Source organism: Martinezella lusitana (genome assembly GCF_010668395.1).
GTDB lineage: Bacteria > Pseudomonadota > Alphaproteobacteria > Rhizobiales > Rhizobiaceae > Rhizobium > Rhizobium lusitanum_A.
Genome location: NZ_WUEY01000003.1, coordinates 435,393 through 458,657, shown reverse-complemented (window position 1 = coordinate 458,657; position 23,265 = coordinate 435,393). Strand labels below are relative to the sequence as shown.

Genomic DNA, 23,265 nt, shown 5'->3' with positions numbered 1-23,265 from the left:
GGTGTCGGGAAAGCGCGGTCACATTCTGGCGATCGTGCCCATGCGTCGCAACGCATGGATCTGGTCGTCGAGGGTCGGCACCAACTCGCCTTCGTCGGCGGCAGGCGCATCATCCGCTTCTTTCGCCGATTCCATTTCGTTGAAGACGATGGTGCAATTGCGGCCCGCGTACTTGGCTGCGTAGAGCGCGCGGTCCGCGGAGGATACCAGCCGGTCCCAGCTGACGGTATCGAGCGTCATGATCGCAACGCCGATGCTGACGGTCGCCGGCACCAGCGAGCGCCCGGCCAGCAATGGCACGCGGCAGAAATCGGCACGGATGGTCTCGGCCAGCGCTTCCGCCTGCGATTGATCGTCTATGGGAACGAAGGCGACGAATTCCTCCCCGCCCATCCGACCGAACGCGCCGCTGCGCGGGACGAACTGGCGGGCGACGCGGGCAAATTCGACCAGCACCGTATCGCCGGCCTGATGACCGTGGCGATCGTTGATCTTCTTGAAGTGATCGAGATCGAACAGCAGCGCGGCGAGTTTCTGCGTCCGTTGCTGCCCATCCCCGGCCAGGATATCGTAGCTTTCCTGAAGTCCGCGCCGGTTCAGAACCCCCGTCAACGTGTCGGTGATGGAAATTGCGCGCCAGCGGCGTTCGGAGCGTTCCATCAGCAATTTGCCGTTGAGAACAATGGCGACGATGACCAGCAGCCCGTAGCCGAGCGCCATGTAGCCGCGATAGATCATGGCGTCTTCGAGCGCCGGGGCCAGAAGCGCCATCCAGATGGCGGAACCGAAGCAGAAGCAGGCAAGCGTCATGAAGACGACGCCGAGCTGCCCGCGCGCCGGCTCGCGCCGGCCATCGGACGGATGAACGGCGAATGCGAGCAATGTCGCGCCGGCCGCGCCCGCGAGGTCATAGAGGATGACGCGATTGACGAAGCTCTCGCTGACCCACGGCAAGCTGACGCCTATCAGCCAGATGACTGGCGGCAAGAGCGCGGACCATTCGAGCTTGCGCTTGTCCATGAGCCGGAAGCCGAAGATCCATGCGCTTTCGCCGAGCAATGCAACGGCATTGCCGATCTGGATCGTCCAGATATCGGGAAGGATGCCGCGAGCCGCAACCAGAGCAAACCCCACCGCGCTGACGGTGAAGCCCATGGCCCATATCAGATAGGCGGGCGATTTGCGGTCGTGCCGCCAGGCAAGAAGGAGCACGGTCGCCAGGGTTATGGCTTCCGAACACCAGATGGTCAGGCCTGTCGTCATGTTGAGCACGATTGCTACTTCTCCGCTGCCTCGTCCCCGTCGGCGCAAAGGCACAACGATTTCTGCGATGGCCCATCCTTGCCGAAGAAGATGGTAAGTTCCTTAAATGAGTTGGTAAATTTTGCCTATGTGGATTTTCCAAGCCGTATCGGCAGGGACCTTCATGCTTCCTTCACCTTGCAGATGGGAAATACCGTGGGTAGCGAAAGAGGCGGCGCTGGAGCGCCTTGGCATTCGAGGCGCGGTGTTTAGAAATGCTTTGTCAACGCTTCCTGGCGCATTACAGCTTTTTGACGTTATGCTTTTGGGCGTCTTGAAGTGCATGGCAGGGACACTCTATGTAGGAGTAAAGGATTTTTACTCCGATTCCCGGCGCCTTCGTCGCCGGGGCAAGTTTGGTAAAGGACGCACATGAGAAATCCAGTCGATACAGCTATGGCTCTGGTGCCGATGGTTGTTGAGCAGACCAACCGTGGGGAACGTTCCTACGATATCTATTCCCGCCTCCTGAAGGAACGCATCATTTTCCTGACCGGGCCGGTCGAGGATCATATGGCGACCTTGGTATGCGCCCAGCTTCTCTTCCTCGAGGCCGAAAACCCGAAGAAGGAAATCGCGCTCTATATCAATTCGCCGGGCGGCGTCGTGACCGCGGGCATGGCGATCTACGACACGATGCAGTTCATCAAGCCGGCGGTTTCGACGCTGTGCATCGGTCAGGCTGCCTCCATGGGTTCGCTCCTGCTCGCCGCCGGCGACAAGGATATGCGTTTCGCCACGCCGAACTCCCGCATCATGGTTCACCAGCCGTCGGGCGGTTTCCAGGGGCAGGCTTCGGATATCGAGCGTCACGCACGCGACATCATCAAGATGAAGCGCCGCCTCAACGAAGTTTATGTCAAGCATTGCGGCCGGACCTACGAAGAAGTCGAGCAGACGCTCGATCGTGACCATTTCATGTCCTCGGATGAGGCTAAGGAATGGGGTCTTATCGACAAGGTGCTGACGTCGCGTACCGAAATTGAAGGTGAAAGCGCCTCGTGATTTATCCGCGAGGCGGTGACTTCTACGCCACAGTTCTATCCCATTTGTGATTGAATAGGGGTTTAATGTGGAACGGAACGCGCTAATAGTAAGCATTAATGCTATGTAGCGTTTTTGTGACATAGCATTCGGCATTCGACGGGGGATCGTTGCCACGCAGTTCGGGTCGGTTGCCTGACCTGCGTTCAGTACCCTGAAGGGCGCCGCGATCTGCAAACGAGGGGCAGGTCCGGCGGGCGCATTGAGTGGACCGCGATTTCAGTTTGGAAATTGGCGGCGTGCTGGAAGGAAAGTGATATGAGCAAAGTCAGCGGCAGCAACGGCGGCGACTCGAAGAACACACTTTATTGTTCGTTCTGCGGTAAGAGCCAGCATGAAGTCCGGAAGTTGATTGCCGGGCCGACCGTCTTCATCTGCGACGAGTGCGTCGAACTATGCATGGACATCATCCGCGAGGAAAACAAATCCTCGATGGTGAAATCCCGTGACGGTGTTCCGACTCCGCAGGACATCATCAAGGTTCTCGACGAATACGTCATCGGCCAGCGGCAGGCGAAGAAGATCCTCTCCGTTGCCGTTCATAACCATTACAAGCGTCTCGCACACGCATCGAAGAACGGTGACGTCGAGCTGGCGAAGTCGAACATCATGCTCGTCGGCCCGACCGGCTGCGGCAAGACCTACCTCGCTCAGACGCTCGCCCGCATCATCGATGTGCCCTTCACCATGGCCGATGCGACGACACTGACCGAAGCGGGCTACGTCGGCGAAGACGTCGAAAACATCATTCTGAAGCTGCTCCAGGCTGCCGACTACAACGTCGAGCGCGCGCAGCGCGGCATCGTCTATATCGACGAAGTCGACAAGATTTCCCGCAAGTCGGACAATCCGTCGATCACGCGCGACGTCTCGGGCGAGGGCGTGCAGCAGGCGCTTCTGAAGATCATGGAAGGCACGGTCGCGTCGGTTCCCCCGCAGGGTGGCCGCAAGCATCCGCAGCAGGAATTCCTGCAGGTGGATACGACCAACATCCTCTTCATCTGCGGCGGTGCTTTTGCCGGCCTCGACAAGATCATCTCCGCTCGCGGCGAGAAAACGTCGATCGGCTTCGGCGCTACGGTCAAGGCCCCGGATGATCGTCGCGTCGGCGAAGTCCTGCGCGAACTGGAGCCGGAAGACCTGGTGAAGTTCGGCCTCATTCCGGAATTCATCGGCCGCCTGCCTGTCCTGGCGACGCTGGAAGACCTGGATGCGGATGCGTTGATCCAGATCCTGTCGGAGCCGAAGAACGCTCTCGTCAAGCAGTATCAGCGCCTGTTCGAGATGGAAGATGTCGAGCTGACCTTCCACGAAGACGCTCTGCGCGAGATTGCCCGCCGGGCGATCGTCCGCAAGACGGGCGCTCGCGGTCTGCGCTCGATCATGGAAAAGATCCTGCTCGACACCATGTTCGAACTGCCGGCTCTGGAAGGCGTTCGCGAGGTGGTCATTTCCGAGGAAGTGGTTCGCGGCTCGGCCCGTCCGCTCTATATCTATGCCGATCGCCAGGAGGAAAAGGCCAACGCAACGGCCTGATCCCTGCATCAGCGATCACGAATCGGGGGCTCGTCATCGACGGGCCCCTTTCTATTTGAAAAATCGTGCACTTTGCTGATAAAGTCTTGGATAAGCTCGTGGGAACGCCGTTGAAACCGGTTGTGAAGAGTGCCCGCTGCAGCCATGATGGCATGATTCTGGAGCATTCGGCGGATGGGGCTCGAGTCCGGCGTTTTATCTTCGGATTTTGCCTCGCCGGCCGTGTTCGAGTAGCCGGGCCTCTGTGTTTGTTGTTGCGTTCCTCCTCGTGAACAAGCGGGACTTCTGTCTGGCGACGGAGCGTCCCGCATGACTTGAAATAGGTAGTGTGAAGCTCCACTTGTTTACCAAGTGAGAGAGCCGGCTAATCCCCCCAAGCCGGCGATGAGCCCGGAAACGGGACGACGGAAAGGAAATGACATGAGTAAGAAAACGTCTGCGGCACATGAGAGCATTGCCTATCCGGTACTGCCGTTGCGCGACATCGTGGTTTTCCCCCACATGATCGTGCCTCTGTTCGTCGGACGGGAAAAATCCATTCGGGCGCTGGAAGAAGTCATGGGTTCGGACAAGCAGATCATGCTGGTCACCCAGATCAACGCCAGCGATGATGATCCCGCGCCGGACGCCATCCACAAGGTGGGTACCGTTGCAAATGTTCTGCAGCTGCTGAAACTGCCTGACGGCACCGTGAAGGTGCTGGTCGAAGGCCGTGCGCGCGCGGAGATCGATGAATATACCGGCCGTGAGGATTTCTACGAGGCCCTCGGCCATGTCCTGAGTGAACCCGAGGAAGACCAGGTCGAACTGGAAGCGCTGAGCCGTTCGGTTGTTTCCGAGTTCGAGAGCTATGTAAAGCTCAACAAGAAGATTTCGCCGGAAGTGGTTGGCGCTGCTAGCCAGATCGACGACTATTCGAAGCTCGCCGATACCGTTGCGTCGCATCTGTCGATCAAGATCACCGAAAAGCAGGAAATGCTGGAAACCACCAGCGTCAAGGCTCGCCTGGAAAAGGCGCTCGGCTTCATGGAAGGCGAGATTTCGGTTCTGCAGGTCGAAAAGCGCATCCGCTCGCGCGTCAAGCGCCAGATGGAGAAGACCCAGCGCGAATACTATCTGAACGAGCAGATGAAGGCGATCCAGAAGGAGCTCGGCGACGGCGAGGAAGGCCGCGACGAGATGGCCGAACTGGAAGAGCGCATCTCCAAGACCAAGCTGTCGAAGGAAGCCAAGGAAAAGGCCGATGCCGAGCTGAAGAAGCTCCGGCAGATGAGCCCGATGTCGGCCGAAGCGACGGTGGTGCGCAACTATCTCGACTGGCTGCTGGGCATCCCGTGGCACAAGAAGTCGAAGATCAAGGCTGACCTGAACAACGCCGAGAAGATCCTCGAACAGGATCATTTCGGCCTGGAAAAGGTCAAGGAGCGCATCGTCGAATATCTGGCCGTTCAGGCTCGCGCGACGAAGATCAAGGGCCCGATCCTGTGCCTTGTCGGCCCTCCGGGCGTCGGCAAGACCTCGCTTGCCCAGTCGATCGCCAAGGCGACCGGCCGTGAGTATGTCCGCATGGCGCTCGGTGGCGTTCGTGACGAAGCCGAGATCCGCGGTCATCGCCGTACCTATATCGGCTCGATGCCCGGCAAGGTCATCCAGTCGATGAAGAAGGCAAAGAAGTCCAATCCGCTCTTCCTGCTCGATGAAATCGACAAGCTGGGCATGGACTATCGCGGCGATCCGTCTTCGGCCCTGCTGGAGGTGCTGGATCCCGCGCAGAACTCGACCTTCATGGATCACTACCTGGAAGTCGAATACGATCTGTCGGACGTGATGTTCATCACGACGGCGAATACGCTGAATATCCCTGCGCCGCTGATGGACCGCATGGAAGTCATTCGTATCGCCGGTTACACCGAGGATGAAAAGCGCGAGATCGCCAAGCGGCACCTGCTGCCGAAGGCCATCAAGGAACATGCGTTGCAGCCGCAGGAATTCTCGGTCAGCGACGATGCCCTGATGGCGATCAGCCAGCAGTACACCCGCGAAGCCGGTGTTCGTAACTTCGAACGCGAATTGATGAAGCTCGCCCGCAAGGCGGTCACCGAGATCATCAAGGGCAAGACCAAGTCGGTTGCAGTAACCGCCGAGAACATTTCCGACTATCTCGGTGTACCGCGCTTCCGTCACGGCGAAGCCGAACGCGACGATCAGGTCGGTGTTGTTACCGGCCTCGCCTGGACCGAGGTCGGCGGCGAGCTGCTGACGATCGAAGGCGTGATGATGCCGGGCAAGGGCCGCATGACGGTCACCGGCAATCTGAAGGAAGTCATGAAGGAATCGATCTCCGCGGCGGCCTCCTACGTCCGTTCGCGTGCTGTCGATTTCGGCATCCAGCCGCCGCTCTTCGACAAGAGCGACATCCATGTGCATGTGCCGGAAGGCGCGACGCCGAAGGATGGTCCGTCTGCTGGTGTCGCCATGGCAACCGCGATCGTTTCGATCATGACCGGCATCCCGGTTTCCAAGGATGTCGCGATGACCGGCGAAATCACGCTGCGCGGCCGCGTGCTGCCGATCGGCGGCCTGAAGGAAAAGCTGCTGGCAGCAATGCGCGGCGGCATCAAGAAGGTGCTGATCCCGGAAGAAAACGCCAAGGATCTGGCGGAGATTCCGGACAACGTGAAGAACAGCATGGAAATCATCCCCGTGTCGCGCATGGGCGAGGTTATCAAGCACGCGCTTGTTCGCCGGCCCGAGCCGATCGAGTGGGATGGCACCGTGGAAACGCCTGTAATTGCTACGGTTGAGGGCGTTGACGAAGTGGGTTCGACCATCGCTCATTGAGGCCCTTTGCCTCAATTCCGTCGAATTGACCTAAAAGGCGAAAAGACCGGCAATTTTGCCGGTCTTTTTTTGTGAAAAGCGTATGGCAACGCTTGCTTTTCCTTGATTTGCAGGGTTTTTGGGGGTGCGGCGGGTAAGAGCATTCCTATTTGCGCCCCGCTTACTGATAAGTCGTTTCATACCAAAGAAAGGGGTGGAAACATGAACAAGAATGAGCTCGTGTCCGCAGTGGCTGAGAAGGCCGGTATCACGAAGGCTGACGCTGCTTCCGCTGTTGACGCTGTTTTCGAGACCGTCCAGGCTGAACTGAAAAAGGGCGGCGACATTCGCCTCGCTGGTTTCGGCAGCTTCACCGTTTCCCACCGTGCAGCCACGAAGGGCCGTAACCCGTCCACCGGCGCTGAGGTCGATATTCCGGCCCGCAACGTACCGAAGTTCACGCCCGGCAAGGGCCTGAAGGACTCGGTCAACAGCTAATTCGTTTTCACCCGCCGCGAGGCTTTTGCCTTGCGGGTGGATACATTGGGGCCCGCCCAAGCGGGCCCTTTTTTATTGCCTTCGTGCCGTCAGAGCAGCGTCCGGCCACCGTTGACGGCGAGCTTCTGCCCCGTGATGAAATCCGCCTTACTCGAGGCAAGGAACGCCACGGCATTGGCGATATCTTCAGGCCTGCCGAAGTGGGCCAGCGGCGTGTGGGCGAGATAGCCGTCCTTTGCCTGCTGCGAAGCGTCGGCATGGCGCTCCACCGGAATCCACCCCGGAGCCACGAGATTGACGGTGATCCCCTCCGGCGCCAGCTCTCTTGCCCAGGAGCGCGTCATCGCCAGCATGGCGCCCTTGGCGGAGGCATAGTTGCCGAAATTGGGATTGCCGAGCTCCGCGACTTCCGAGCCGATGTTGATGACGCGGCCCGACTTGCGCGCCCGCCAATCCGGCAGAACCGCCTGCAGCAGTTCCAGCGGCGCCTTGACGAAGAACTCGAGCTGATCGAGATAGGTCCGCCAGGATTGCTCCATGAGAGGCATTTCCGGCTGCTGGCCGGTCGCATTGTTGACGATCAGGTCGACCGGCCCGAGCGACGCCTTGATCTTCTCGATGCCGCCAACGATCTGGTCCTTGTCGATCACGCTGAATTGAGCGGCATGAGCTTGTCCGCCGCGCTGCCGAATGGTGTCGACGACCCTCTCGGCTCCCTGCGTGTCGCTTGCGTAATTGACGGCGACCGCCCAGCCGGCCTCGGCAAGCTCCAGCGCGATCACCGCGCCCAGGCCGCGAGAGGCGCCCGTTACCAGCGCTACCTTCATTGCATCCTCCTCCATGTCCGCTCCTAACGCGGACCTCTTCTCCCATATGTCTCCCGACCGGGCGGGCCCCGTGCATCGGTAAGGCCGAGCCGACCGAAAGACATCGTCAGGGTGGCCGAAGGCGTGCCCCCGGCCACCCGTTTCGAACCGGCTGCTACCAGCGGTGATGAACGTGCGGCGCGATCAGGCGTTCGTAGATTTCGCGCGTCGCCGCCATGACGTCGGCGGAAAGCGGAGCCAGGCCGGCCGCGGCCGCATTGGCCTTTGCCTGCTCGGCATTACGCGCACCGGGGATAACGACGGTAACGGCCTCGTTCATCAGGATCCAGCGCAGGGCGAAGGCCGCCATGCTGGCGCCGGCCGGCACCAGCTTGCGCACTTCTTCCACGGCCTGGAGGCCCACGTCGAAGGGAACGCCGGCAAAGGTCTCGCCGACATCGAAGGCCTCGCCATGACGGTTGAAGTTGCGGTGATCGTCGCTGGCAAACTGCGTATCGCGGGTGATCTTGCCGGAGAGCAGGCCGGAGGCGAGAGGCACGCGGGCGATGACCGCCACGTTCTTCCGCTTCGCTTCCTTGAAGAACAGATGGTCGGGCCGCTGGCGGAAGATGTTGTAGATGATCTGGATGCTGAGCACGCCCGGATACTCGATCGCTTTCAGCGCCTCTTCGACCTTCTCGACGCTGACGCCGTATCCCTTGATCTTGCCGGCCTTCTGCAATTCGTCGAGACCGGCGAAAACCTCCGGCCGATAGAGAACTTCGGTCGGCGGGCAGTGAAGCTGCACCAGATCCAGGCTTTCCACGCCGAGATTCTTCAGGCTGCGGTCGATGAAGCCTTCCAGATTGGCCTTGGTGTAGCCATCGGCTACATGCGGGCTCAACCGGCGGCCGGCCTTGGTCGCCACCATCGGGCGCTCGCCGCCACGGGCCTTCAAGACGTCGGCAATGATCTTTTCCGAGCGGCCGTCGCCGTAGACGTCGGCCGTATCGATGAAGGTCATGCCGGCATCGAGAGCGGCGTTGAGGGCCGCACGGCCATCGGCCTCGCTGACATCGCCCCATGCGCCGCCGATCTGCCAGGCGCCAAAACCTACATCCGTAACGATAAAGGGCGTGCGTCCGAAAGCATGATGTCTCATGAGATGTCTCCTCTCTTTTGATCGCTGGATAACAGCGCAGTAGCAGCCGCCCGGGCATGCCACAAGCGCGCATCCGCAATGAAGGATCGCAATCGCGTGAACCAGGCGTATGACAGCCCGGCTCTGCCGACGAAACCGTTGGATGACGGAGCCGGCGCGGTATTCATCGCGCCTCCGTTTCCTTAAGAAGGAAAGATCGGATATCTGACGTCATCGGAACCCATGTCCTCTTTCAGCTTCATCCATGCCGCCGATCTGCATCTTGGCAGCCCCTTCCAGGGCTTGGCCCTGAAGGACGCAGCCGTCGCTGCCGTCTTCGTCGAGGCCAGCCGCAAGGCCTTCTCGACGCTCGTCGGCTTGGCGATCGAAAGGCGCGTCGATTTCTTCGTGATCGCCGGCGATGTCTATGACGGCGATTGGAAGGACAACAAGATCGGGCTGTTCTTCAATCGTGAAATGGCGCGGCTGGAGCGGGCGGGAATTCCCGTTTATCTGCTGCGCGGCAATCACGACGCGGCAAGCGTCATCACAAAGACCATCACCTTGCCGCCGAACGTCCATGAGTTTCCGACCGCCAAGCCGGGCAGCTTCAAGCTCGAAGCGCTCCGGGTGGCGCTGCACGGCCAGGGCTTCGCCGAGCGCTCCGCCAACGACAATCTGGCGCTTTCCTATCCGGCACCCGTCGCCGGCTGGTTCAACCTGGGCATTCTCCACACCTCGCTCACCGGCCGAGAGCCGCATGCGCCCTATGCGCCGTGCTCGGTCGATGATCTGCGCTCGCGCGGTTATGATTACTGGGCGCTTGGCCACGTTCATGACTATGAAGTCGTGGCGTGGGATCCGCTCGTCATCTTTCCCGGCAATCTGCAGGGACGCAATATCCGCGAACGCGGTGCCAAGGGTGCTGTGCTGGTGACGGTCGAAGACGGGCGGATCGAGCACGAGCGCCTAATCGTCGACGAAGCGCGCTTTGCACAGGTCGATATCGTCGTCGGTCCGGAGGACGATCAGACGGCGATCTTGCGCCGCGTGGAGCAGGCGGTGCAGCCCGTGGCCGACGACATGGCTGGGCGGATGACCGCGCTGCGCGTCCGACTTTCCGGCGAAACGCCGCTGCACGGCGCGATAGCCGCCAACCGCCAGCAATGGCGCGATGAGGTGGAGGCCGCCTGCCATCGCGTGCATGAGGATATCTGGCTTGAAAAGCTGGAACTGAGGCTGGTGCCGCCACCGGAGAGAGCTGCGGATGCGGACGGTGCGCTGGATCTGCGTCAGCTCCTGGCCGAACATGCCGGCGGTGCCGATATCGCGGTGGAAGCGGGCCGCCTGATCGATGAGATCGCGGTGCGCCTGCCGGGCGGCCTTGGTGCGACGGAGCAGCCGCTGGACGACAGCATGGAAGCCCTCATCGAAGAGGCGCGGCAATTGCTGCTTGCCCGCGGGCAGGGGGCAGCCTGATGCGCTTTACCCGGCTCGATATTCTCCGCTATGGCGCGCTGACCGATCGGACGCTCGATTTCCGGGCCGGTGCAAGGCTGCATGTCATCTATGGCCCGAACGAGGCGGGGAAATCCTCGGCGCTGAGCGCGATCTCCGATCTTCTTTTCGGCTTCCCGACCGCCGCGGAGCAGAGCTTCCTGCACGAACCCAATACATTGCGGATCGGAGCCGACATCAATGCACGCGACGGCGCGCGGCTGAGCTTCCGCCGCCGCCGTGGCCGGAAGGGAACGCTTCTCGCCCCTGACGACAAGGAGACGCCGCTGGCCGAGGATGCGCTTGCACCCTTCCTCGGCAATTTGAGCCGTGACGTCTTCGAACGCGCCTTCGGGCTGGACTCGCAACGACTTCGGCAGGGCGCGACCGCGATGCTGCGCAGCGGCGGCGAGATCGGCAGCCTGCTGTTTTCGGCGGCGTCCGGTCTGACCGGACTGTCCCGGCTGCGTCAGTCGCTGGAAACGGAAGCCGACGGCATCTATGCCGCCAGGCGTTCGAAGGATCGCGGTTTCTACCAGGCTCTCGATCGCTACGAGGATGCGCGCAAGGCCGAGCGGGACAACGAGCTGAAGTCCGGCGATTGGAAGAAGCTCCTCGCAGAAGTGGCCGAGCTGGAGACCGAACTGGAGCGCCTGCAGACGGAACGCCGCGGCACGCGGGAGGCGCTGGACCGGTTGAAGAGGCTCAAAACCTTGCAGCCCTTGCTCTCCGAAATCGATGCGGAAAGCATGGCGCTCGATCGCCTTGCCGATCTCGCCGCCATACCGGACAGTTTCGCCGATACGCTTGAACAGAGGTTGCGTGACCGGCAAGCGAGCGAAGAAGAGCTGCGCCGGGCCCGGCAGGCCGTTGCGCGCGCGGAAGAGGATCTCTCGCGCATACAAGTCGATGACGCGCTGTTGCAGATATCAGGCGATGTAACCCAGCTCTTTGCCGATACAGGCAACTACCGCGCCCAGCGTCACGACCTGCCGCGCGTCGATCAGGAGCTTGCCGGTTATGACACGACGCTTTCGCAGCTCGCCCGCCGCCTCGGTCTTGCCGAGATCGAGCTGGAGCGGCAGCAACCGAGCGATATCGATCGTGCACGCCTGTCCGAGCTGGTGGAGCAGGGCAGGCAGCTTGCGCGGCAGATGCAATCTCTTGCCGAGCAATCCGAGAACGAACGCAGACAGCTGGCTGCTTTGGAGAGGGACAGCCTTGCGGGCCGGTTGATCGATCCCAGACCCTATATCGATCAGCTTGAGGCATTGGCTGGCGATCTCTCGGCCTTGAGCAGGCTTGACGGCTTGGAAACGCAGATACGGCGCATCGAGGCCGATCTCAATGAAGCGGCCCGGCGGCTGCAGCCACCGGTTGGTGACATCGATGCCCTTTTTTCGGTGCCGCTTCCGGAAGCGACGGAGATTACGGGACATCGAGACGTCATCGATGACGCTCGTTCGAAGATGCGCGAGGCGGCCGGAAAACTGCAGAGCTATGATGAACAGCTGGCGGAGATAGAACGCACGCTTGCCGACGCGGAACGCACCGGGCCGGTCGTCACGCGCGAACAGATCGCAGCGGCACGCGAGGGCCGTGATGGGCAATGGGCTTCGATCCAGCAAAGATGGTCGGACGGCGCCGCTCCCGAGGCCAAGCTGCTTGCCGTCCTGACCATGAGCCTAGCCGAGGCCGACCGTCTCGCCGATGCCGCCTTGAGCGATGCGGATCGTGTTGCGCGCCACGCCGATTACCGCCTGCGTCAGGCGCGCTTGCTGCAGGAGCGGGAAGAGGCCTCTCGCCGCCTCAAGAGCTGCGAGAAGTCTTTCAAGGACGCTCAGGCGGCCTTCGCTGCCCTTTTCGAGCCCTGCGGTATCGATGCCCTCGACCCTTCGACGATGCTGGAGTGGCGACGCGGAGTGGAATTGCTGCGCCGCGAGCGCAAGGCGTTGCGGGATCTGCTCGACGAGCGCGATGAGAATGCGCTGGCGGAAGGCCGCGTCCTGCCTGCCTTGCAGGACATCGTCGAGGCGACCGGCTACAGGAGCGGCCGCCTTCCGCCTGCCGCGATAGCCGAAGGGCTGCGCAAGCATCTGCGCCTTCTTTCGGAACGCTGGAGCGAAAGCCGCACGCGCGAAGGAGAGATCGGTGCTGCGCGCGACCGACTGGCCCGGTTCGACGATCAGCAGCAGATATTGGAACGGCAGCATGCCGACTGGCGCGGCGCGTTCGGCAAGGCCGTGGAGCTTTTGGGCCTGCCATCCGACACGACGCTGGATATGGCGAATGCTGCGCTGAAGGCATGGGAGGAGTTGCCTGATCTTCTGGCGGAGCGAGAAAACCGTTTGCGCCGGGTCAATGGCATGCGGCGCGACATGGCGGATTTCGAGCGGCGGCTGGCGACGCTTGCCGCCACCAGCGGCTATGAATTGGACCATCTGCCGCCGGATGGTGCTGCCGAGGCGCTGCACTCCCGCATCAATGCCATGCGCGGCGAATTGAAGAAGCGCGACAGCCTCGAAGAGGAACGGCAGCGCGGGGAAGGGCTGGTGGCGCGCCAGGAAGCAGCGCTTGCCGCCATCGCGACCGATCTCGACCTTCTGACTGGCGATCTGGGTTGCATGGAGGACCTGCCGGCCTTGCTATCGCGACTGCGCGAGCGCCTGCGTCTCTCCGCACGGCTTGCCGAAAGTCGCGACCGCTTCCGTCAGCAGGCCGACGGCAAGGCCGAAGACGACCTTCGTGCCGAGCTTGCCGGCTTCGAACGGGTCGCTGCCGATCTCGAAATCGAGCGCCTGACCGAAGAGGATCAGCGTCAGTTCGCCATGCATGGCGAGCTTTCGGCGCGACTGGCGGAGAACCGCCGTCAGCGGCAGTCCTTGGAAACGGGTGTCAGCGCCGAATACGCGGTCTTCGAAAAGCTCTCGGCCGAGCAGGAGGCAAAGGACCTCGCGCGGCAATGGGTGGTGCTGAGGATTGCGGCCCGCATGCTGGCGGGCTCGATGGAGGCCTATCGCGAGAAGCAGGCCGATCCCGTCGTCAGGCGGGCCGGCGAGCTATTCTCGCAATTGACCGGCGGCCGCTTTTCCCGTCTCGTGGAGGCGCATGACGAAAGCGATGCGCTGCAGCTGCTGGCGGAACGCGCCGCCGGCGAACGCGTGCCGCTGGATGGCTTGAGCGAGGGTACGGGCGACCAGCTCTATCTCGCCTTGCGTCTGGCGTTTCTCGAGGATTATTCCGCTCGCAACGAGCCGGCGCCGCTGATCGTCGACGATATATTCCAGACGTTCGACGACGAACGCGCGCGCGCCGGACTGCAGGTTCTGGCCGCAACGGCCGACCGCTTCCAGACGATCCTGTTTACCCACGAGAAGAGCGTGGTCGAGATCGCTGAAAGCGAGATCGGCAAGGGGCTCGACCTGATCCAACTCTGATCGGGGCCGGCTGCGGCCCCGGGGTTTCTACGAGGCCGACGGGATGTGCAGTCGTGTCGGTATCACGATCCTTGGATCTGACTTGTCCCGGCTGTAGGCCGGATTGAGCGAGCGGTCGATGAAATTCTGCGTGGCGTGCAGCCGGCGCAGGTTCTGCTTCTCCTGCTCGAACCGCTTCTTGCGCTCGCCGGATTTGTCGGACCCGCGCGACAGCGATTCGTGATGATATAGGCAGGCAAACGGTGTCCAGACGATGCGATAGCCAGCCTTGTGCGCGCGCAGGCAATAGTCGACGTCGTTGTAGGCCACCGCGAAATTCTCCTCGTCGAACAGGCCGATCTTCCGGAGGCAATCGCCCGAAATCAGCATCACCGCCCCGGTCACGCAGGTCATGGTGTTGCGCACATGCAGCCGGTTCATCGGCCCGCCGAACTCCTTCGGCTTGTTCATGTACCAGTGGCCGGCCAGCCCGCCGAAGCCGATCACCACGCCGGCATGCTGCATCTTGTCATTCGAGAACAGCAGCTTGGCGCCGACGATGCCGGTTCTGTCGTAAGCGAGGCAGGAGACCATTTCCTTCAACCAGCCTGATTCTATGACTTCGACATCGTTGTTGAGGATGAGGCAGTGTTCCCCGGTCGCCGCCTGCAGGCCACGATTGATCGAGCGGGAGAAATTGAAGGCCTCCGCCGTAACGGATGCGGAGAATCGCGGCTCGGTCTGGCGGTAACGATCGTAGAGATCGAGAACCGATTGATCCGTGGAGCCGTTGTCGATGACCAGAACTTCGAAGTTGGGATAGTCGGTCTTTGTGAAGATATCGCCGAGGATGCGCGAGATCAGATCCAAATTATCCTTGCTCGGAATGACGATCGAAATCTTCGGCCACTCGCGAGGCGCTTCAAAAATGACGCGATGGAGCGTCTTGGTGAGAGCGCCTTCCACATCGATCGCCTGCTGCAGCCGCTCGAACCTCTCGGTCAACGCCTTCCTGGCATTGCTGGTGGCGGCGTCCATGAACTTGCGCGAGTAGGTTTTGCCGTTCCGGCGCCACCAGTAGGCGGGATAGGGCAGGTGGAGAATGCTCTCCTCGGGAAGGCTCTCCAGATAGCGCAGCAGCAGATCGTAATCCTGCGAGCCGTCGTAGCCGGTGCGCAGATAGCCGATTTCGCGAAGCCGGCTGTGGCGATAGATGGAGAAATGATTGATGTAGTTCACGCCCGTCAGCAGCACGGAATCATAGGCCGGCTTCAGCATGACGCCGGTCGGCTTCAGGGTGTCGTCCACCACCAGTTCGTCCGTATAGAGGAAGTTCGCCTTCAGATTTCGCTCCAGCGTATGCCGGATGAGCCTGAAGGCATGGGGCGCGATGACATCGTCATGGTCGAGAAAGGCGATCCATTGCCCTTGCGCATGCGCCAATCCGGCATTGGTGGCAGCAGCGATCCCGCCGTTGCGCTCGTTCAGTACGAAGCGGACGTTATCCTTCGATTGCTGGCTTTCATACCATTGCCGCGTTTCCGATGAGGTCGAACCATCGTCGCTCAGGATAAGTTCGGTCCCTTGCTCGCTTTGTGCTTCGAAGGATTTGACGAGGTCGTCCAGATAGCGAGGTGGCGCGTTGTAGACGGGAACGACGATGCTCAGCCAGTTCCCGGCGGTTGCCGATACCGGTGGCGCGGCCAATTCGGAGGCAAGCCGGTAGTTCGCGTCGGCATATTGCACGGTCAGGCTTGCTCCGCGGCGGCCAAAGCGCAGCCTGGGCAGCTTCATCCAGTGCCGCGGCAGCTTGCCGAGATCGATGCGTCTGGTTGTTTCGTCCGCGCCGAGGGCCTCGGAAATATATCTCTCGGCCGACTTGGCGGATGCAAAGGTCTTGGCATCGAACTGGAAACGCGTTGGAAACGTCGCTGGATCGGCGCGCAATGAGCAGATGGTGCCGGCCGAACCGATATCTGCCGTGACGATGAAGCGACGGCCCTCCGGGAAGGAGACGGCATCCTTCTCACGGAAGCCATAACCGCGGTTGATATAGAACTTCGGGTCTATGGGCTCGTCAACCGCGGCAATATGAATGACCAGCAGCCTTTTGCGAACCGGCGAAAACCTGATCTCGAATGCGGGATCGTCGCCCACGGACGTCCATAGGTCAGGAGGAGCATCGGCGGATATTTCGCGTTCGAGATCGGCGTTCGGTACGATTTTGAGTGTCATCGAAATATTGTTTATCCGGACGCCTTGAGGCGTCGTTTATGAGATTTCAGATCTGGGCTAAGCCGCCGAGCGGCTCGAAACATATGCCGGGAAATGCCGGGTTCGCATGCAGGCGCATTTTCTCGATCGAATTTCTTGTGGCATCGCGAGCGGCGAGCCGACGCTCCCGGTTGCCCACCAGCTGGTCTATGGCTGTCAGCCACGCCTCCGGAGTATTGTCGATGTGAAACTCTCCGGCGACGGCGCAACGCGCGAACGTTGGGCATCGGGAGAAGATCGCGGCCGCCTGCAAGCGGCTGATGTCGATCCGCTTGGTGTCGGAACGGCTCGCATTCGTCTTTCCCGCCAGGAGGGGCGCCAGGGCGATGTCGGCGGCATGATGCGTTGTCTTGGCAAGATAGGCCGGCCACGACAAGGGTGGTCGGATCGCAATCCGCGTGGCATCGATTCCCTGCCGGCTCCATCGGCGCGCGAGGCCGCCCCCGGCGAACACTTCAAAATGCAGGTTGACGTGCTTTTCCATCGCGGTTCTGACGACGGGCATCAGGAACTCATGCTCGCGGCGGTGAACGCCGGTGGCGTGATAGACCATCTGCAGCGGGGCAGCATCCTGGTCTTCGGCAGATGCCGCGCCGTGAGCCGGCTCCGCCGGCAGCGGGGCGAGAACATCGATCCGATGGCCCGCAGTAGCGAGGGAATCCGCCAGGGTTTCGGTGGAGGACCAGATGTCCGTCAGGAGCCGGTTGACCCGGGGCAACGGGCGAATGGCCAATCTCAGCAATCTGAACTTATAGTCCCAGTTTGCCTCGTTGCCGGCGACCACGGCGGCGATATCGTCGTCAACGAAGTACGCCACTCCGGCGAGACGTTCGCGCCGCTGCTCCAGCCAGCGAATATGCGGCGGCTTGATGTAACGGCAAATAATCACAAAAAGCCCGTCGCTTTCGATCCCATCCAGGGGGTCGTCGAGGCCTTTCATGATCACAGGGATCTCGCCGAGCGTTTTGGTTCGCTCGTCAAGGTAATAGCTGACGCTGGGGTTGGGATGTCGCGACAGGATAAGAAGCCGTGTCGCGATACGATGCCTATTCTCCGCCGGCCTTCCCAGCGACCGGGGCCGGGGAAGCAGTTTGTAGATGACGTTGCGTAGAATCTGCATGGGGCCGCCTGCGCAACTTACGTCAAACGACTTCGGATATTCGACAGCACGCCGACGACGATGCCCCAGATCGCCAGGCTCGCCGCAAGGATGACGCCGATCCAAAGCGCTCGCTTGGGATATTCGGCCTCGTCCGGCAGGCTGGGTGCGAGAAATGTGTCGAGGTAAAGAAGCTGCTGCTTGCTGACGAACTGAACCTGTTCCAGCGTCTTCATGCTCGTTGCGAACTGCTGCTCCGCAAGACTTTGCTCGAGCTCCCGCTGGGACAGATCCACCGACACATCCGCGAGGTTCTGTTCCGATTTGTTCTGCCCGGCAATCTGGCTGTTCAATTGATCCAGCTGCTTCTGCTTGCTATCGATTTCGCGTTTGAGAATGCGCATCTGAGGAGCATCGGCGGACACCGTGCCCAGCATCGCATCATATTTTTGTTGGAGGCCTATTCTCTCGGTTTGCACCGTCGATATCAACGTCGACAAGATGGTCGACGACCCTTCGACGCTGAGAACGCCCGATTGATTGCGGGCGCTCAAAAGATGTTCTCGCGCCGTCTGCAATTGATTTTTTGCGTTGTCCAGGTTGGTTTGCGCCGTGGTGATGACATCCCGCCAGATGCGATTGTTGACCTCGTTGACCGCCCCTTCGGAAGCCTCGACGACCGCCTCTAAAACCCGCTGGGAATCGGCCGCCGAAAAAGCGCGTAGCTTGACCGTTACGATACCGCTGTTCGCGTCGACTTTCACCGATACGATATCTTCCCAGTAGTCGAGCAGCTTTTCCGAGCTGGCATCCTTTTTCAGCCGCGCGATCGGATCGATCGATGAATCGCCATAGATTTTCCGCAGATCGATCTTGCCCTCAAGAGCCGTCAGCATGTCCTTGCTTTGAATGAAGTTCGTGACGATCTGGGTATCCTGGACGATTTGCGTGGTCGGCAAGCCGGTGACCTTCGCCAACTGGTTCTTGCCGAGCGCCGGGCTCGATGAACGGACCGTGAAGCGTGCTTCGGATTGATATTGATCGGAAGCCACGCACGTAAAATAATAGATGGAAGCCAGGTTGGGCACGACAAGCAAAAGAACAGCCGAAAGCAGCGACACTTTTTGAATGACTTGCTCGAGCGGGCGCGGTCTGAGGCCGACAGCCTTGAACAGCTGACTCCTTCTCGACGTCGAGAAACGCAGTTTGCGCGCAGTAACCGACAGCCTCGCCGCAACCTCGCGGCTTTGCTTGGTCGCCGTGAGCTCAACGGCCTTGGACGTGTTTCCGCTATCTTGAGCCATATTGGGCCGTACCGGCAATCCTTCTAACGTTATCGGTTCAATCTGTAATAGGCTTCAATAGCTTGCTCGACCTTGTCGAAAACAACAAGCCTGCCGTCCACGAGCACCATGCCTTTATCGCAGTGCTTCTTGATCATGTTCATGCTGTGCGAGACCATGATGATGTCGGAAGTCTTGCGTCGACTTTCGAATGCCGCCCGACAACGTTCTTGAAACCGGGCGTCGCCGACGGCCAGCACCTCGTCGACCAGATAGCATTCGAACTCGATCGCCATTGAGAGCCCGAAGGCCAGTCGCGCGCTCATCCCCGAAGAGTACGTGCGCACCGGCGCATCAATATAATCGCCAAGCTCGGCGAACTCCTCCACAAAACGGGAGACGCGTCGCACGTCTTCGCCGTAAGCCCGGGCGACGAAATGCAGATTGGCCCGGCCGGTCATATAGGGGTTGAAGCCGCTGCTGAGCCCCAGCGGCCAGGAGACGCGTACATCCTTTGAAATCTTGCCGGAGTTGGCCAGAATAGTGCCCGCGATCATTCGGATCGTCGTCGATTTTCCCGCGCCGTTCACGCCGAGGAGGCCGTAGGAATAACCGGACGCAAATTCACAGCTCACCCGGTCCAGAATGATCTTCCTGCCGTTTGGGGTCTTGAAGAACTTGGAGACGTTCTTGAAGCGGATCATGGTGCATCGCCGCTCATACTCGGTGATCCTCCACGGACGCCCAGATGAGCGAGAGGGTCGCCCAGGCAACCGTGAGGGCGAGCAATATGATCAGCGGCGTGCTGATGCGCCTGGGGAACATTGCTTCTTCCGGTAGCGTCGGCCTGACGAAGACTGCGAGATATAGCGTCTTGCGCAGGGCTTCCGCGAGCACGGTGTCGTAGTTCTTCTGCGAACTCTCGTATAGCTTTTGTGCTATCATGCGATCGGTATCGAGCCTGGAATATTCCAGCAAAGCCTTTGCAAGGCTTGCGTTTTCAGGACCGGTCAGTCCTGATTTCATCTTTTCGATCTGGGCATCCAAGCTGTCTTTGGCGAGACTCAGCTGTTGATAGGTCGGAGAGCCGTCGGCGTTGGATTGCCGCATGACGAAAAGGCGCGTTTCGAAATCCAGCTTCTGCGCGAGAAGGCCCGTGAGAATTGTACCGCTGTCCTTGGCCTGCGCTTCGGGGCTGAGCAGGCCCGATGTGTGCTGAAACTGGTTCAACGCCAATAGGGCGTCGCTGTAGGTCTTTCCGCTCTTCTCGAGGTCGGCCTTCATGCTCTGCACGATATCGTTGCGTGCTCGTTCGGACAGCTCGTTGATAAGCTTTTCGCTTTCCTGAATGACCGCATTCGCGAGCCTTACCGAATCCTCGGGAGAGAATGCCCTGATCTTCAGCGTTATGATGCCGGAGGAGACGTCGATATAGGCGCTGACATGATCGTTCCAATACTTCAGGAATTCCTCGTCAGGCTCGGACGCGGAGAAGCGGGAAAGAAAATCCGTATCGCCTTTCGTGAATATCGCCTTGTAGTCGATCTCGCCACTGATCCTCTTTAGGATCTCTGAGGAGTGGATAAAACTGGTGACGACATAGGCGTCCTGGGTGGCGGAGCGCATGGAAAGAGCGCCGACGCCCGAACCGGTATTCTGTGCGGTGTCGTTATTGTCCGATTTGTCATCCGCATCGGAACCGGAACCCGAGACCGAGCGAACGGCAAAGCGGGCCTCGGCAACATATTGGTCCGAAGCGATGAAGGCATAATAGACGGAGCTGGCCAGAAACGGCAGAACAACGAGCAGCAGGAAGCCCAACAGCCTGAGCGGCGGCTTTCCTCCGGATTGCGTCTTGGGCGCCGGCCCGTCGAGAACCGGAATATATTCAATCTCTTCGATGTCGTTGCGGTCGCGGCTGGCAGGCGTGCGACGGCGAAACAGCGACGGCAGCAGATGCCTGCCCGAGACCGCTTTCGTAAACGATTCTTTCGTCTTATCTTCAATCGCTGCTTTAGGCATGTTGGCTTACATCCGTCTATCGCAATCCGGGCGTAGTCGGTTTGATCGCCTCCCGCACGTAGTGATCGAAAATCAGATCCTCTTCAAGCATCAATTCGGCAATATGCAATGAACGCAACCTCGCTGCAATCTCCTCCAGCGTACTATGTCTTGCATGTAGCGGAAGATCTCCGATCGAAATTCCAAGTAATTCCCCGAGCGCATTCTGAAACCGGATGCTATCGGTGTCATGACCGACAATAGCAAATCGGGACAATAGGTCTATCGCGGCAGCAACATCGCCGCGCGTGATGTGTTGTTCCGGTGTCGTTGTGACCAGCTGTCGTGTCACCGGGGATACCAGAACATTTCTTACATTTTGCGACGCCTTTTTCAGCGCCATCTTTAGTGCGGTTTCGCTGACGAGATCGATGTCCGCAAAGTGCTCGGCGGCCGGAGCGAGGATGATCTTGTCTCGATCGCCAAAAAACGAAATCTGGGTCGTCGCCATCCGCTTGAGAAGGAAGATGCGCAAGGCCATTTCGTAGTAAGGGTCGGTGAGCAGGACGAACGCCTTGAAGCCCTTATCCAGAAACTCCTCGTAATTGCGCATCAGCAGGCGCCCGCTGATGTAGATCGACTGGATCGCGTTCAGGTGAAAGGCTTGGAGCGCGGTCTCATGGCCGAAGCGTTCGACCGATGAGAGTTCATACTGGAACTGGCGGCCGCAATGGTAGTCGAATTTCACCATGGGCAGAAGCTGGGTCTCGAGCCGCACGACTTTCATCGGCACCACTTTCGGCACCTGGGGGCGCCGATAGATCAGCAATCCGGATTTTGCGTCGTGGATCATGAGCGTGGTGCGGCTGGCGAGATCGGGAATGATCTTCGTATCCAGCTTGAATCCCACTCGCCCGTTCTCATGCCTGCCGGAATCGATGACCGCCTGCTTGATCTGGTCGCAGGGAAGGACCATCAGCTCGCCGTCGGCATCCGATACTCTGATGGACGGGAGGTCGGAAAAGCCATCTGGAATAAGGTAGCCTTCGAGAACCGTGCCGCGATCGTATTCGAGATTAAAAAGCAAACAGATCCTCCGGCATCTCGGCACGGCTCGTTCCGCCAGTGCTGCCGCAGTTGAAAGATTGGAAATTCGCAAGCATGGGTCTCAAGACGGCAAGGCGCATCGCGTTGCTGCTGGGATCAATCCACGGCATGGCCTTCCCTCCGTCAAGGCGTGGCAGAGGCTTTACGGGCAAGAAGCGAGAAACTCGGGCCGCCGGCGTGCTTGAGGTTCTCGTCCCTGATGGTGATTTCGCTATAGCCGAGTTTCTCCAGCAGCATCAATATGTCGTCACGATGCATCCAGAAATGGCGATCCTTCATGCCGCCGCAGAACGATGCATTGGCGTTGGCGTGCTGGTAGCTCCGCTCATAGTAGCGAAGCGGAACGCCCTCGATTATCTTTGTTTCCACTTTGCCGCTGAAAGGGATTCGGCGTACGTCGCCCTCGGGCATCGCCTCTTCCAGAAAAAAATGCGTCCAGATGAACACGGCGTTCGCGCGGGCGGCCAGCAAGCGAAGAAATTCGCCGGGATCGGCCATATGGTAGAGCACGCCGGATGCCAGCGCGAAATCATATGTGTCTTCTCGCTCCATCAGCCATTTTTGTATGTCGCCCAACATGAACGAAGCACTGCCGATATTCAAAATCTGCTTCGTGACGAGGCATCTGAGAAAACAGAGACGATTCGCCTCGATCGAGTCGATATGCGCCGGGCTCCGGCTATGCAGCATGTAGGTATGCATCCCTTCCAGCGGCCCGACTTCCAGGATCTTTTTTCCTTCGATGGAGCCGAAGGTCTTCAAAGCCCATTCGATGCGGTCGTCCGCGTAGAGAGGCAGATTTCCTGCGTTGAGATTGAGATTCTTCGGAAAAGCGCAGTTCCAGCCGGAAAGGGCATCGATAGCATTTTGGTGGCTTGGCACACCTTGCTCGTATTGATCGAATATTTCCAAGGGTTCTTTCGGCTTCTTTTTTTGCAATAGCCTTGAAAAACCGAGCATCGACTCAACCTTCATTTCAACAGATATTGGTGCCAAGAAGACGAATTACTGGAGAGATTCCAACAGATACGATTATAATCATCCATTATTCACCGAGATGGCAATTCTCTGCATCAAGTTGATATAAACTACAGAAACCAATCATTAGCTTGCAAATCATTATCGCAGCGGTGTCGCAAGCAAAATCTGCGTTACCTCTGGAAATCGAAATCTTTTTCAGGAGGGGGCGTTGTCAATCCTAAAGCTTGAAACGCTGGAATGCGTTAGATCAAACCGTCAAAAACTCCTTATAAGATGACTCGGGCGTTCGTTTCTCCAAATAGGAAATCGCTTTTCGAAAACCTGAAGTTGATATCATTTCCGGATATTTCGATATATCGGAGGCTGCTTGCTTGGATGACATCTTGTCCGATTCAGTGAATTTTAATTTAAATACTTCAATTCGTAACAGTACCGTTGCGTTTTTGCCCTTCTGCTTGAG

At 59.6% G+C, this 23,265-nt stretch carries 16 protein-coding genes; 6 read left to right on the top strand and 10 right to left on the bottom strand.

The genetic code is table 11. From position 1 onward, the window contains the following. Nucleotides 1-18: 18 nt before the first annotated feature. Nucleotides 19-1,263: a GGDEF domain-containing protein gene (locus GR212_RS09120; protein WP_204326427.1), complete on the bottom strand. Its 1,245-nt coding sequence runs from the start codon at nucleotides 1,261-1,263 to the stop codon at nucleotides 19-21. A 411-nt stretch (nucleotides 1,264-1,674) separates the two neighbouring features. Between GR212_RS09120 and clpP the strand changes: the two genes are divergently transcribed. The 4 genes from clpP to hupB all read left to right on the top strand — a co-directional run bounded on the left by clpP (nucleotide 1,675) and on the right by hupB (nucleotide 7,200). After that, nucleotides 1,675-2,307 (top strand): ATP-dependent Clp endopeptidase proteolytic subunit ClpP, encoded by a 633-nt coding sequence (gene clpP, locus GR212_RS09115; RefSeq protein ID WP_004122396.1) that lies wholly within the window; start codon nucleotides 1,675-1,677, stop codon nucleotides 2,305-2,307. A 297-nt stretch (nucleotides 2,308-2,604) separates the two neighbouring features. Next, a complete protein-coding gene (clpX, locus tag GR212_RS09110; RefSeq protein WP_015339478.1) occupies nucleotides 2,605-3,882 on the top strand; it encodes an ATP-dependent Clp protease ATP-binding subunit ClpX in 1,278 nt (425 codons plus the stop codon). Nucleotides 3,883-4,302: 420 nt separating this feature from the next. Further along, a complete protein-coding gene (gene lon / locus GR212_RS09105; RefSeq protein WP_163986154.1) occupies nucleotides 4,303-6,723 on the top strand; it encodes an endopeptidase La in 2,421 nt (806 codons plus the stop codon). 201 nt (nucleotides 6,724-6,924) lie between these two features. Continuing rightward, complete coding sequence (hupB, locus tag GR212_RS09100; protein ID WP_163986153.1) at nucleotides 6,925-7,200, top strand: DNA-binding protein HupB; 276 nt, start codon at nucleotides 6,925-6,927, stop codon at nucleotides 7,198-7,200. Nucleotides 7,201-7,289: 89 nt separating this feature from the next. Here hupB and GR212_RS09095 read toward each other — a convergent pair whose 3' ends face one another. Then, on the bottom strand, nucleotides 7,290-8,042 hold the full coding sequence (locus tag GR212_RS09095) for an SDR family oxidoreductase (RefSeq protein WP_246725716.1): 753 nt from the start codon (nucleotides 8,040-8,042) through the stop codon (nucleotides 7,290-7,292). A 139-nt stretch (nucleotides 8,043-8,181) separates the two neighbouring features. After that, nucleotides 8,182-9,168, bottom strand: a complete 987-nt coding sequence (locus tag GR212_RS09090; protein WP_163986152.1) for an aldo/keto reductase — start codon at nucleotides 9,166-9,168, stop codon at nucleotides 8,182-8,184. Nucleotides 9,169-9,390: 222 nt separating this feature from the next. Between GR212_RS09090 and GR212_RS09085 the strand changes: the two genes are divergently transcribed. Next, on the top strand, nucleotides 9,391-10,626 hold the full coding sequence (locus GR212_RS09085) for a metallophosphoesterase family protein (protein ID WP_163986151.1): 1,236 nt from the start codon (nucleotides 9,391-9,393) through the stop codon (nucleotides 10,624-10,626). Continuing rightward, nucleotides 10,626-14,081 (top strand): ATP-binding protein, encoded by a 3,456-nt coding sequence (locus GR212_RS09080; RefSeq protein ID WP_163986150.1) that lies wholly within the window; start codon nucleotides 10,626-10,628, stop codon nucleotides 14,079-14,081. The genes GR212_RS09085 and GR212_RS09080 overlap by 1 nt, the downstream gene beginning before the upstream one ends. A 27-nt stretch (nucleotides 14,082-14,108) precedes the next feature. Here the strand turns inward: GR212_RS09080 and GR212_RS09075 are convergent, their stop codons facing one another. From GR212_RS09075 to GR212_RS09045, 7 genes are all read right to left on the bottom strand, one after another. After that, on the bottom strand, nucleotides 14,109-16,295 hold the full coding sequence (locus GR212_RS09075) for a glycosyltransferase family 2 protein (RefSeq protein ID WP_163986149.1): 2,187 nt from the start codon (nucleotides 16,293-16,295) through the stop codon (nucleotides 14,109-14,111). Between the two features lie 46 nt (nucleotides 16,296-16,341). Continuing rightward, entirely contained in the window at nucleotides 16,342-17,454 is a 1,113-nt protein-coding gene (locus GR212_RS09070) for a hypothetical protein (protein WP_163986148.1), read from the bottom strand. 17 nt (nucleotides 17,455-17,471) lie between these two features. Then, nucleotides 17,472-18,737, bottom strand: coding sequence for a capsule biosynthesis protein (locus GR212_RS09065; protein ID WP_163986147.1), 1,266 nt, complete (start codon nucleotides 18,735-18,737; stop codon nucleotides 17,472-17,474). Between the two features lie 29 nt (nucleotides 18,738-18,766). Further along, a complete protein-coding gene (locus GR212_RS09060) occupies nucleotides 18,767-19,420 on the bottom strand; it encodes an ABC transporter ATP-binding protein (RefSeq protein WP_163986146.1) in 654 nt (217 codons plus the stop codon). A gap of 13 nt (nucleotides 19,421-19,433) precedes the next feature. Beyond that, on the bottom strand, nucleotides 19,434-20,738 hold the full coding sequence (locus GR212_RS09055; protein ID WP_163986145.1) for a capsule biosynthesis protein: 1,305 nt from the start codon (nucleotides 20,736-20,738) through the stop codon (nucleotides 19,434-19,436). A gap of 16 nt (nucleotides 20,739-20,754) precedes the next feature. Further along, on the bottom strand, nucleotides 20,755-21,627 hold the full coding sequence (locus tag GR212_RS09050; RefSeq protein ID WP_348643454.1) for a hypothetical protein: 873 nt from the start codon (nucleotides 21,625-21,627) through the stop codon (nucleotides 20,755-20,757). 320 nt (nucleotides 21,628-21,947) lie between these two features. After that, nucleotides 21,948-22,784: a class I SAM-dependent methyltransferase gene (locus tag GR212_RS09045; RefSeq protein WP_163986143.1), complete on the bottom strand. Its 837-nt coding sequence runs from the start codon at nucleotides 22,782-22,784 to the stop codon at nucleotides 21,948-21,950. Nucleotides 22,785-23,265: the final 481 nt, after the last annotated feature.